This is a genomic window from Mycobacterium sp., from assembly GCF_035499775.1.
Lineage (GTDB): Bacteria > Actinomycetota > Actinomycetes > Mycobacteriales > Mycobacteriaceae > Mycobacterium.
In genome coordinates this window covers 11,315-23,916 of record NZ_DATJYB010000423.1, presented here as the reverse complement: position 1 = coordinate 23,916, position 12,602 = coordinate 11,315, and the positions used below count along the sequence as shown (strand labels likewise).

General features: G+C 67.1%; 11 protein-coding genes. 10 read left to right on the top strand and 1 reads right to left on the bottom strand.

Features of this window, described 5'->3' with window-relative positions; translation table 11 throughout:
* Positions 1-604 precede the first annotated feature (604 nt).
* A complete protein-coding gene (locus tag VML93_RS26270; RefSeq protein ID WP_325615193.1) occupies positions 605-1,384 on the bottom strand; it encodes a thioesterase II family protein in 780 nt (259 codons plus the stop codon).
* A gap of 228 nt (positions 1,385-1,612) precedes the next feature.
* On the opposite strand from VML93_RS26270, the gene sepIVA reads away from it, so the two are divergent.
* From sepIVA to glnB, 10 genes are all read left to right on the top strand, one after another.
* Complete coding sequence (gene sepIVA / locus VML93_RS26265; protein WP_325615192.1) at positions 1,613-2,350, top strand: cell division protein SepIVA; 738 nt, start codon at positions 1,613-1,615, stop codon at positions 2,348-2,350.
* Between the two features lie 104 nt (positions 2,351-2,454).
* Positions 2,455-3,045, top strand: coding sequence for a DUF177 domain-containing protein (locus VML93_RS26260; RefSeq protein ID WP_325615191.1), 591 nt, complete (start codon positions 2,455-2,457; stop codon positions 3,043-3,045).
* On the top strand, positions 3,042-3,767 hold the full coding sequence (gene rnc / locus VML93_RS26255; RefSeq protein WP_325615190.1) for a ribonuclease III: 726 nt from the start codon (positions 3,042-3,044) through the stop codon (positions 3,765-3,767). Before VML93_RS26260 ends, rnc begins: the two co-directional genes overlap by 4 nt.
* Before the next feature lie 110 nt (positions 3,768-3,877).
* The gene (mutM, locus tag VML93_RS26250; RefSeq protein ID WP_325615189.1) at positions 3,878-4,726 is read left to right on the top strand and encodes a DNA-formamidopyrimidine glycosylase; all 849 of its coding nucleotides are present in this window, start codon (positions 3,878-3,880) and stop codon (positions 4,724-4,726) included.
* Between the two features lie 23 nt (positions 4,727-4,749).
* Positions 4,750-5,163, top strand: coding sequence for an OsmC family protein (locus tag VML93_RS26245; protein WP_325615188.1), 414 nt, complete (start codon positions 4,750-4,752; stop codon positions 5,161-5,163).
* Positions 5,150-5,431 (top strand): acylphosphatase, encoded by a 282-nt coding sequence (locus VML93_RS26240; protein ID WP_325615187.1) that lies wholly within the window; start codon positions 5,150-5,152, stop codon positions 5,429-5,431. Before VML93_RS26245 ends, VML93_RS26240 begins: the two co-directional genes overlap by 14 nt.
* Before the next feature lie 77 nt (positions 5,432-5,508).
* Entirely contained in the window at positions 5,509-9,108 is a 3,600-nt protein-coding gene (smc, locus tag VML93_RS26235; RefSeq protein WP_325615186.1) for a chromosome segregation protein SMC, read from the top strand.
* Between the two features lie 192 nt (positions 9,109-9,300).
* Complete coding sequence (gene ftsY, locus VML93_RS26230; RefSeq protein WP_325615185.1) at positions 9,301-10,647, top strand: signal recognition particle-docking protein FtsY; 1,347 nt, start codon at positions 9,301-9,303, stop codon at positions 10,645-10,647.
* 167 nt (positions 10,648-10,814) lie between these two features.
* On the top strand, positions 10,815-12,248 hold the full coding sequence (locus VML93_RS26225) for an ammonium transporter (RefSeq protein ID WP_325615199.1): 1,434 nt from the start codon (positions 10,815-10,817) through the stop codon (positions 12,246-12,248).
* Entirely contained in the window at positions 12,245-12,583 is a 339-nt protein-coding gene (glnB, locus tag VML93_RS26220) for a nitrogen regulatory protein P-II (protein ID WP_325615184.1), read from the top strand. The genes VML93_RS26225 and glnB overlap by 4 nt, the downstream gene beginning before the upstream one ends.
* Positions 12,584-12,602 lie beyond the last annotated feature (19 nt).

Below are 12,602 nucleotides of genomic sequence, written 5' to 3'. Positions count from 1 at the left end.
CCCCGTGAGCCGCCTGTTGGATCGCACAGCAGGGCATCCAGTGCGCTGAGACATGCCGGTCTGCGCTGACCAGGCAGCTGTGACTACTACGCAGTAACTTCATCGAAGCACACCTGCGAGGTGCCCTATCGCACTAGATTTGCCCCGCTCCCCGTTCAACTACTTGTCGCATGTAAGGTAAGCACCTCCAGAGAGGGGCGGGGGCGGTATTCGGAAAATCCACATAGTTCCCAAAGCCTTCACCAAGGTCGGTGCTGCGAGCTGGGGGACCGGATTCCGTACCGACTTACCTGCTGTGATAGGTGTGACTGCTGTTGCATCGTGCCAGTTGTCCGGCGCCGGCCTGCTTGTCAGGCTTCTTGCCCTGTTCTGGTACGCGGGTGCCGCCCGGTTTTGGGACCGGCGTTCCGTTGTGATCAGATTCACACCCCTGCGACCGCACTAAGCGGCGGGTGCGACGGCCGGGGCGCTGCCCGCTCGTCGCGTCCGCCGAACCCGTCCAGGCGGCCCCGGGCGGGCAGCTGGCGAACTTGTACGGCAGGCCGGCGACTCCGGTGACTGTGCGGTGACCCCGGCATTTCGGGTAGGCCGATCGGCGACTTAGCTAAGCCCGGGCGCACAATTCGAGCGTTTTGTCCTCAATATCTCCGACAAGGTCCGCCAAGTTGTTGTTGAGGTAGAAATGATCCCCCGGAAATACGCGGATCGCAAATTCCTCAGTTGTCCGCTCGCGCCACGGCGCCATATCGTCTGGGGTTGCAATCCAATCCTTATCCCCGACGAATGCGTAAATCGGGCACGACACCGTCGTCTCTGGTGGGCAGTTATAACCGGCAATGGCACGGGCGGCTCGCAATGTGGGTAACACCCCGACCCGAAACTCTTCGTCCGCGAAGAAATCCGGATTCGTACCGGTCATTTTGGCGACCAGGTCCAGCATGTCGTTATCTGAAAATCCCTGGATTTGCTTGTATCGGATATGGCCCGGGGCGGAACAGGCCGACAAGAAGAGGGCGACGAGTCGATGTCCCGCCGATTGGAATCTCAACGCTACTTCGAAAGCGAGCAGCCCGCCCATGCTGTGACCAAAGAAAACGACCGGATCCTCAATCCGGGCCGTTGGCTTCATCATCGCGAAGATTTCGTCGGCCAGGGCGGGAATGCTGGCCAGCGGCGGCAGGCCGTACCCGTCGCGCTGTCCGGGATACTGGACAGCGATGCGCTTCAGGTCGGAGGAAAACTCTCGCGAAAACGGGACATAAAATGTCGCGGTTCCACCTGCATGCGGGAAGATGTACAGCGTGGGGGCGGTTGGGTTTTCATCACTTTTGTTGTTCGAGCGCCCGTTCACCGCGTCAGCATACCGTGGCCCGCAGCAGGCCATGAATGGCCCATGAGTGCCGCGGGAATGTCGCGGCCACCGGGACGTGCTGCGATGCCCGGGGATACCCTGTAGCGGTGCTAAGTGGGTAGAAGTGGATGGAAGTCTGCCTGCGTGCCTGGGGAAAAATGAAAAGGTCCGACACACCGGCCTCGCCACCACAGTCACAGACGTAACACCAGGCACACTGGTAACAACAGGATCTTTGCAAAACGCCAGGAGGGTATCGCCGTGTACCGAGTCTTTGAAGCGCTCGATGAATTGAGCGCCATTGTCGAAGAAGCCCGTGGCGTGCCGATGACGGCGGGGTGCGTGGTGCCCCGCGGTGATGTCCTCGAGCTGATCGACGACATCAAGGATGCGATCCCCGCCGAGCTGGACGACGCCCAGGATGTGCTCGACGCGCGCGATTCGATGCTCCATGACGCGAAGTCACACGCCGACTCCATGGTGTCCACGGCGACCACCGAGTCGGAGTCGATGGTCAACCACGCGCGTGCGGAGGCGGACCGGATCCTCTCCGACGCGAAATCCCAGGCCGACCGCATGGTGGCCGAGGCCCGCCAGCACAGCGAGCGGATGGTCGGTGAGGCTCGTGAGGAGGCGATTCGGCTGGCGACCGCGGCCAAACGCGACTACGAGGCCGGCGTCAGCCGCGCCAAAGCCGAAGCCGACCGGTTGATCGAAAACGGCAACATCTCCTACGAGAAGGCCGTGCAAGAGGGCATCAAGGAGCAGCAGCGACTGGTGTCGCAGAACGAGGTGGTGCAGTCTGCCAACGCGGAATCCACCCGCCTCATCGACACGGCGCACGCCGAAGCGGACAGGCTGCGCGGTGAATGCGACATCTACGTAGACAACAAGCTTGCCGAGTTCGAGGAGTTCCTCAACGGCACGATCCGTTCCGTCAGCCGCGGTCGCCACCAGCTCCGCACGGCGGCCGGTACCCACGACTACGCGACACGTTAACCGCGTTACCGGGCCTGACTGGGGGCTGTTCGCCGCGTTGGCCGACACCCCAAGACCATGAAGGGGCCCTAGCGCTCCGCGGCGAGCGCCGTAGGATTTCTCCTATGGCGCGCCAGCACAGCACCACAGCGCAGCGGCATCCCACCTCGCCGATGGTGGTCGACATCACGCGACTGGGCAGGCGTCCGGGAGGGATCTTCACCCTGCGCGAAACCATCCCAAGCCCGGCGCGCATCGGGCTGGAGATGATCGCGATCGAGCGGGGTGCGCCGCTGGAACTGGATTTGCGTGTGGAGTCAGTGTCCGAGGGCGTGTTGGTGACCGGGACGGTGGCCGCCCCGACTGTCGGAGAGTGCGCCCGTTGCCTGGGCAGTCTGCAGGGACGCGTACAGGTGGCGTTGACCGAACTCTTCGCGTATCCGAACAGCGCCACCGAGGCGACCACCGACGAAGACGAAGTGGGTCGCGTCGTCGGCGACACGGTCGACCTCGAGCAGTCCGTCATCGACGCCGTCGGGCTGGAACTTCCGTTCTCGCCGGTATGCCGGCCGGACTGCCCTGGACTATGTCCGGAATGCGGTGTTGCGCTGGCCACCGAGCCTGGCCATCACCATGACCGCATCGACCCGCGGTGGGCCAAGTTGGCGGGACTGCTCGACGCGGAGGGGCCCGAGACCAGGCGGACTGAGCGGTGACCCGGTCCCGACAAGTTCTGCTCGACGCGCTCGGCGTCGAACTGCCTGAAGAGCTGGTCTTGCTGGCGTTGACCCACCGCAGCTATGCCTACGAGCACGGCGGGCTCCCGACCAACGAGCGGCTGGAGTTCCTCGGCGACGCCGTACTGGGCCTGACCATCACCGACGAGCTGTTCCATCGTCATCCCGACCGTTCCGAAGGGGACCTCGCCAAGCTGCGGGCCAGCGTGGTCAACACCCAGGCGCTGGCCGACGTCGCGCGAAACTTGACCGACGGCGGCCTCGGCGTCCACATCCTGTTGGGGCGCGGCGAGGCGAACACCGGCGGAGCCGACAAGTCCAGCATCCTGGCCGACGGGATGGAATCGCTGCTGGGCGCCATCTACCTGCATCACGGCATCGAGGTGGCCCGCGAGGTGATCCTGCGCTTGTTCGGAGCGCTGCTGGACGCGGCGCCCACGCTGGGCGCCGGGCTGGACTGGAAGACCAGCTTGCAGGAGCTGACCGCGGCACGCAGCCTGGGCGCGCCGTCCTACGTCGTCACCTCGACCGGCCCGGACCACGACAAGGAATTCACCGCGGTGGTCGTCGTGATGGAGACCGAATACGGGTCGGGTCTGGGCCGCTCCAAGAAGGAAGCCGAGCAAAAAGCGGCGTCAGCGGCCTGGACCGCGCTGGAAGCGCTGGACGTGCGCGACCCCGCGGGGAAAACCTCCGTTTAAGTCGATGGTGATGACCCGCTGCGCCCGGCTCCGCCGCGCTTGCGATCATCACTGACTCGATGGTGATGACCCGCTGCGCCCGGCTCCGCCGCGCTTGCGATCATCACTGAATGCCCGAACTGCCTGAAGTCGAGGTGGTCCGGCGCGGCCTCGAGGCCCACGTGGTGGGCAAGACGATCACCGCGGTGCGAGTGCACCATCCTCGCGCGGTGCGCCGCCACGAGGCCGGGCCGGCCGACCTCACGGCCCGGTTGCTGGGTGCGCGGATCGACGGAACCGATCGGCGCGGCAAGTACCTGTGGCTGCTGCTGGATGCTGACACCGCGCTGGTGGTGCACCTCGGGATGAGCGGGCAGATGTTGCTGGGAACCGTCCCGCGCGCCGATCACGTCCGGATCTCCGCGCTGCTCGACGACGGAACCGTGCTGAGCTTCGCCGACCAACGGACCTTCGGCGGCTGGCTGCTCGCAGACCTGGTGACGGTGGACGGCAGCCTGGTGCCGGCGCCGGTCGCGCACCTGGCGCGGGATCCGCTGGACCCCCGGTTCGATGCCGACGCGGTGATAAAAGTGTTGCGGCGCAAGCATTCCGAGCTCAAGCGACAGCTTCTCGATCAGCAGGTGGTGTCGGGGATCGGCAACATCTATGCCGATGAAGCGCTGTGGCGGGCGAAGGTGCACGGCGCGCGGGTCGCCGCCACCCTGAGCCGCCGGCAGTTGGCCGCCGTCCTCGATGCGGCCGACGAGGTGATGCGCGAGGCGCTGGCCAAGGGCGGGACGTCGTTTGATTCGCTGTATGTCAACGTCAACGGCGAGTCGGGTTACTTCGACCGGTCGCTGGATGCCTACGGCCGCGAAGGCGAACCCTGCCGGCGGTGTGGCGCGGTGATGCGCCGCGAGAAGTTCATGAACCGCTCGTCGTTCTATTGCCCGAGGTGTCAGCCGCGGCCCCGGCGATGAGCCGAACCGGTAAAAAAGGACCTATGACGGAACTGTGGGTCGAACGCACCGGAACGCGCCGCTATACGGGTCATAGCTCCCGAGGCGCGCAGGTATTCGTCGGCTCCGAGGACGTCGAGGGCGTGTTCACTCCTGGCGAGCTGCTGAAGATCGCACTGGCCGCGTGCAGCGGGATGTCCAGCGACCAGCCGTTGGCCCATCGGCTCGGCCAGGACTACCGGGCGGTGGTGCGGGTGTCCGGTCCGCCCGACCGTGACCAGGAGCGCTACCCGCTGCTGCAGGAAAGCCTCGAACTCGACCTAACGAGGTTGTCCACGGACGAAAAGGACCGGCTGGTGGTGGTCGTGAATCGGGCCATTGACCTGGTCTGCACGGTGGGGCGCACGCTGAAATCGGGAACCACCGTCACCTTCGAGGTCAACGATGTCGGATCCTGACGTTCGGCTCACCGCGTGGGTGCGCGGGTGGGTCCAGGGCGTCGGTTTCCGCTGGTGGACCCGGTGCCGGGCGTTGGAGCTGGGTCTCACCGGTTACGCCGCCAACCAGGCGGATGGCCGGGTGCTGGTGATCGCCCAGGGGTCGCGCGAATCCGGCGAGAAACTGCTGCAGCTGCTGCAAGGCGGCGCCACCCCCGGTCACGTCGACGAGGTGGTCGCCGATTGGTCGCAGCCACAGGAGCGGTTCAGCGGCTTCGTGGAGCGCTAGCTGCAGTCCGGCGATGATGCACGGCACGCAAGCGCCGTGACGGGGAGGCGGGCAATCGAGCGGTAGTCTGGCGGGTCGTGTACCTCAAGAGTCTGACGCTGAAGGGTTTCAAATCCTTCGCATCGCCGACGACTCTGCGCTTCGAGCCGGGCATTACCGCCGTCGTCGGCCCCAACGGCTCGGGCAAATCCAACGTGGTTGACGCCCTGGCGTGGGTGATGGGGGAGCAGGGAGCAAAGACGCTGCGGGGCGGGAAGATGGAGGACGTCATCTTCGCGGGCACCTCGTCGCGCGCGCCGCTGGGCCGCGCCGAGGTCACGGTCACCATCGACAACTCCGACAACGCGCTGCCCATCGAGTACTCCGAGGTCTCCATCACGCGGCGGATGTTTCGCGACGGTGCCAGTGAATACGAAATCAACGGCAGCAGTTGCCGTTTGATGGATGTTCAGGAGCTACTGAGCGACTCCGGCATCGGCCGCGAGATGCACGTGATCGTCGGGCAGGGCAAGCTCGAAGAAATCCTGCAGTCGCGGCCCGAGGACCGTCGGGCGTTCATCGAAGAAGCCGCCGGCGTGCTCAAGCACCGCAAGCGCAAGGAAAAGGCGCTCCGCAAACTCGATGCGATGTCGGCGAACCTGGCCCGGCTCGGCGACCTGACCACCGAACTGCGACGCCAGCTCAAACCGCTGGGCCGGCAGGCCGAAGTGGCGCGCCGCGCCCAGACCATCCAGGCCGATCTGCGCGACGCGCGGCTGCGGCTGGCCGCCGATGACCTGGTCAGCCGGCAGGCCGAGCGGGACGCGATCTTCGAGGCCGAGGAGGCGATGCGCCGCGAGCACGACGAGGTCGCCGCCCGGCTGACGGTGGCGTCTCAAGAGCTGGCCGCACATGAGGGCGTGCTTTCCGAGCTCTCGGGACGGGCCGAGTCCGTGCAACACACCTGGTTCGGGCTGTCCGCCCTGGCCGAACGGGTGGGCGCGACCGTGCGCATCGCCAGCGAACGCGCGCAGCACCTCGATGTCGAGCCGGTGACGAGCAGCGACACCGACCCGGACGCACTCGAGGCCGAGGCCCACCAGGTTGAGGTCGCCGAGCAGCGCCTGCTGGCGGAGCTGGCCGGGGCGCGCACCCGGCTGGACGCCGCCCGGGCGGACTTGGCCGACCGCGAGGCCCGCGCCGCCGAGGCGGATCGGGCCCATCTGGCGGCGGTGCGAGCCGAGGCGGACCGGCGTGAGGGGCTGGCGCGGCTGGCCGGCCAGGCCGAGACCATGCGGGCACGCGTCGAATCGATCGACGACAGCGTCGCGCAATTGTCCCAGCGCATCGAGGAGGCGGCCGCCCGCGCACAGCAGACCCTGGCGGAATTCGAGACCGTGCAGGGCCGGGTCGGCGAACTCGACCAGGGCGAAGCCGGCCTCGACGAGCACCACGAGCGCACCGTGGCCGCGCTGCGGTCGGCTGACGAGCGCGTCGCCGAATTGCAAGCCGCCGAGCGGGCCGCCGAACGTGAGGTGGCCTCGCTGCGGGCCCGCATCGACGCGTTGTCGGTCGGGCTGGAGCGCAAGGACGGTGCGGCGTGGCTCGCTGCGAACCACAGCGGCGCCGGGCTTTTCGGGCCGATTGCCAAGTTGGTGAAGGTGCGGCCCGGCTATGAGGCGGCGCTGGCCGCGGTGCTCGGATCGGCGGCCGACGCCCTGGCCGCCGACAGCCTGGGCGCGGCCCGACTCGCGGTCGCCGCGCTCAAGGAAGCCGACGCGGGCCGCGCGGCGCTGGTGTTGGGCGACTGGCCGGTCCCGGAGGAACCTCGGGCCGGCGAACTGCCCGGCGGCGCGTTGTGGGCGTTGGACTTGATCGAGGCGCCGCCGCGGCTGCGCGGCGCGATGGTCGCCATGCTTTCCGCTGTCGCGGTGGTCGGTGACCTGGCCGAAGCGCTGGATCTGGTGGCGGTTCGCCCGCGACTGCGCGTGGCCACGGTCGACGGCGATCTGGTGGGCGCCGGCTGGGTGAGCGGCGGTTCGGACCGCAAGCTGTCCACGCTGGAAGTCACCTCGGAGATCGATAAGGCCGGCGGCGAGCTGGTCAGCGCCGAGGTGCGGGTGGCTCAGCTGACCGCGGCATTGTCCGGCGCTCTGGCGGAGCAGACCGCTCGGCAGAACTCCGCCGACCAGGCATTGGCCGCGCTCAACGAGTCGGACACCACGATCTCGGCGATGTATGAGCAGCTGGGCCGGCTCGGTCAGGACGCGCGCGCGGCCGACGAGGAATGCAGCAGGTTGCTGCGGCAGCGCGAGGAGTTGGAGGCCGGGCGCGCTCAGACCCTCGACGAGGCCGTCCAACTCGAGACACGGCTGCGCAACGCCGAAGCCATCCAGCAAGTTCACGAGACCGAACCGGTCGACCGGCAACAGATCGCCGCCACCGCCGAAAGCGCCCGTGGTGTCGAAGTCGAGGCCCGGCTGGCGGTGCGGACGGCCGAGGAACGCGCCAACGCGGTACGCGGACGGGCGGATTCGCTGCGCCGCGCGGCCGCCGCCGAACGTGAGGCGCGGTTGCGGGCCCAGCAGGCGCACGCCGCCCGGCTGCACGCGGCCGCAGTGGCCGCGGCGGTGGCCGACGCCGGGCGGCTGCTTGCGTCGCGGTTGAACCAGGTGGTCGAGGCGGCGTCGGTGATGCGCGACGCGCTCACCGCAGAACGTCGGCAACGGTCGGAGGCGCTGGTGGCGGTCCGCGGCGAGGTGAACACCTTGAACGCCCGGCTGGCCAAGCTCACCGATTCGCTGCACCGCGACGAGGTGGCCAACGCCCAGGCGGCACTGCGAATCGAGCAGCTCGAGCAAATGGTGCTGGAACAGTTCGGGATGGCGCCGGACGACCTGATCGCCGAGTACGGTCCGCAGGCCGCGCTGCCGCCGAGCGAACTCGAGATGGCCGAATTCGAGCAGGCGCGGGAGCGTGGCGAGCAGGTGGTCGCCCCGGCCCCGATGCCGTTCGACCGGCCCACCCAGGAGCGGCGGGCCAAACGCGCCGAGCGCGAGCTGGCCGAGCTGGGCAGGGTCAATCCGCTCGCCCTGGAGGAATTTGCTGCACTGGAGGAGCGCTACAACTTCCTGTCCACCCAACTCGAAGATGTCAAGGCCGCACGCAAGGATCTCCTCGACGTGGTGGCCGATGTCGACGCCCGCATCCTGCAGGTGTTCAGCGACGCCTTCACCGACGTGGAGCGCGAATTCCAGGGCGTGTTCGCCTCGCTGTTCCCCGGCGGGGAGGGCCGGCTGCGGTTGACCGACCCGGATGACATGCTCACCACCGGTATCGAGGTGGAGGCGCGGCCGCCGGGCAAGAAGGTCACCCGGCTGTCTTTGCTGTCGGGCGGGGAGAAGGCGCTGACCGCGGTTGCGATGCTGGTGGCCATCTTCCGGGCCCGCCCGTCGCCGTTCTACATCATGGACGAGGTGGAGGCCGCCCTCGACGACATAAACCTGCGCCGGCTGCTGGGCTTGTTCGAGCAGCTGCGCATGCAATCGCAGCTACTCATCATCACCCACCAGAAGCCGACGATGGAAGTGGCCGACGCGCTCTATGGCGTGACCATGCAGGGCGACGGCATCACCGCGGTGATCTCGCAGCGGATGCGCGGTCAGCAGGTAGATCAGTTGGCGTCGACCTCTAATTAGTTAGGCGCGGCACGCGAGTGTGTCATCGACGGCGTTGGCTGTGTACTCAGGGCTTTGCGCGTGCATGTAGGGCGGTGGATCGATTTTGCCGCCCAGGAATCACACTCAACGTCCAGGGACACCCAATGCGGGCTATTGACTGCTCTCAGCCCCCTGAGCGTCAGGTGACCCACGGCTGGAAGGATTGTCAGCGTGTCGCAAGGTCTGTGGATCGCCATCGCGGTCGTCGCCGCCCTGCTCATCATCGCCGCGCTGGTCCTGGGCCTGGTGCGCTACCGTCGGCGCCGGATCAGCCTGTCGAGCCAGCCACAACCTGAATCGATCGACCGCTCCGGCGGCTACAAGGCGTCCTCGGGCATCACCTTCAGCCAGACGGCCCCACCTGTTGAGCTCGACCGGATCGACACCACCGGGCTGCCCGCCGTCGGCGACGACGCGACCATTCCGCGCGACGCGCCGAAGCGCACTATCTCCGAGGTACCGCTTCCCGAATTTGAGCCCGAACCCAAGATCGTCACACCACCGGTCGCCGCAGCGCCACCGGTAGCGGCCCCCCCAGAGGCCCCGGCCCCCCCGGCCCCCCCAGAGGCCCCAGAGGCTGCCGAGATTGAGGCCATCGCGCCGCCCGAAGGGCGGTTGGAACGCCTGCGCGGACGCCTCGCCAAATCGCAGAACGCCCTCGGCCGCAGCATGCTGGGCCTGATCGGCGGCGGCGATCTGGACGAGGAGTCTTGGCAGGACGTCGAAGACACCCTGCTGGTCGCCGATCTGGGCCCGGTGGCCACCGAATCCGTGGTGTCGCAGCTGCGCAGCCGGTTGGCCAGCAGCAATGTGCGTACCGAAGCCGACGCCCGCGCCGTGCTGCGCGACGTGCTGATCAACGAGCTGCAACCCGGCATGGACCGCTCGATACGGGCACTGCCACATGCCGACCATCCCTCGGTGCTGCTGGTCGTCGGGGTGAACGGCACCGGAAAAACCACCACGGTCGGCAAGTTGGCGCGGGTGCTGGTGGCCGACGGCCGCCGCGTCGTGCTGGGCGCGGCCGACACCTTCCGGGCCGCGGCGGCAGACCAGCTCAAGACCTGGGCGTCGAGGGTGGGCGCGGAGGTAGTGACCGGCGCCGAAGGCGCTGACCCGGCATCGGTGGCGTTCGACGCCGTGGACAAGGGCGTCGCGGCGGGAGCCGACGTCGTAGTCATCGACACCGCCGGGCGGTTGCACACCAAGGTGGGATTGATGGACGAACTCGGCAAGGTCAAGCGGGTAGTGAGCCGCCGCGCGGCTGTTGATGAGGTTTTGCTGGTGCTCGACGCCACCATCGGCCAGAACGGGCTGGCGCAGGCCCGGGTATTCGCCGACGTCGTCGAGATCACCGGCGCGGTGCTGACCAAGCTGGACGGAACGGCCAAGGGCGGCATCGTTTTCCGCGTCCAGCAAGAGCTTGGGGTGCCGGTGAAGCTGGTCGGGCTCGGTGAAGGGCCCGACGATCTGGCGCCGTTTGAGCCCGCGGCCTTCGTAGATGCGCTGCTGGGCTGAAGTCTTCACCCCTCCAGACACCTCCAGGGCCGACGTTAATACCTACGAAACATGGTGGCTGTATTGCCGAAACAACCATTGCGCAAGGTTCTGGATCAGGTCATCAGGCAGGTGTCTGACGGCCTTTCAGGGCCGACCGGAGGTGATTGCGAGTGAGCTACCCGTTAATGGGCGCGCCCAACGCGGGCGATACCGCTTGGATGTTGGCGAGTTCCGCGCTGGTGCTGTTGATGACGCCGGGTCTGGCGTTCTTCTACGGCGGCATGGTGCGCGCCAGAAGCGTTCTCAACATGATCATGATGAGCATCAGTGCGATGGGTGTCGTCACGGTGCTGTGGGTGCTCTACGGCTATTCGATGGCATTCGGCAACGACATGGGCAACTGGGCGGGCAACCCGCTGCAGTTCTTCGGCCTCAAGCACCTCATCGGCGGCAACTCGGTCGCCGCGGATGCGACCACGTCACCGCCTACGCCCGCGACGGACATCGCGTTGGTGGGTGCCCAGCCGGACACCTTGCCGGCCACCGTGTTCGTGGCGTTCCAGTTGATGTTCGCGATCATCACCGTCGCGCTTATCTCGGGCGCGGTGGCCGACCGGCTGAAGTTCAGCGCCTGGGTGGTCTTCTCCGGGCTGTGGGCGACCCTGGTCTACTTCCCGATCGCGCACTGGGTCTTCGCCGCTGACAAGTACTCGGCCGAGCACGGCGGCTGGATCAACAACAAGCTGCACGCGATCGACTTCGCCGGCGGAACTGCGGTCCATATCAATGCCGGTGTGGCCGGCTTGATGCTGGCGATCGTGCTGGGCAAACGCAAGGGCTGGCCGACGACGCTGTTCCGTCCGCACAACCTGCCGTTCGTGATGCTCGGTGCCGGATTGCTGTGGTTCGGCTGGTATGGCTTCAACGCCGGATCGGCGCTCACCGCAAACGGTGCCGCCGGGTCGACATTCATGACCACCACCATCGCGACGGCGGCGGCCATGCTCGCCTGGCTGGTCACCGAGCGCATCCGCGACGGGCACGCGACGACGCTGGGAGCGGCGTCGGGCATCGTCGCCGGACTGGTTGCCATCACACCGTCCTGTTCGTCGGTCGACGTGTGGGGCGCCCTGGCGGTCGGCGTGGTGGCCGGCGTGCTGTGTGCGCTGGCGGTCGGGCTGAAGTTCAGGTTCGGTTTCGACGACTCGCTCGACGTGGTCGGGGTTCACCTGGTCGGCGGTATCGCGGGCACCCTGATGGTGGGTCTGGTTGCGGCGCCGGCGAGTGTCGCCATCAGCCAGGGCACGGGCACGTCGAAGGGCCTGTTCTACGGCGGCGGTGTCGACCAGCTGGTACGCCAAGCGATCGGTGCGTCCAGTGTTCTGGTCTACTCTGGCACGGTCACCCTGATCCTGGCTTTGATCCTGAAGTACACGATCGGGCTACGGCTCAGCGACGAGGGCGAATCGACGGGCATCGACGAGGCCGAACACGCTGAGAGCGGGTACGATTTCGCAATCGCGAGCGGTTCGGTTCTTCCCAGAGCCAGCCTGCCCGACAGCTCCAACGGGCTGGGGGAAACGGTGGCCGCCGAGAAAGTGGAGGCAGAGCACGCATGAAGCTGATCACCGCGATCGTTAAGCCGTTTACCCTTGACGACGTCAAGACCAGCCTGGAAGACGCCGGTGTCTTGGGGATGACGGTCAGCGAGATCCAGGGCTATGGGCGGCAGAAGGGCCACACCGAGGTTTACCGAGGTGCCGAGTACTCGGTCGACTTCGTGCCGAAGGTTCGCATCGAGGTCGTTGTCGACGATTCGATCGTCGACAAGGTCGTCGACAGCATCGTTCGCTCGGCGCGCACCGGCAAGATCGGTGACGGCAAGGTGTGGGTCAGCCCGGTCGAGACGATTGTGCGGGTGCGCACCGGCGAACGAGGAACGGACGCGCTCTGACCGAAATGGCTGAAGCCGG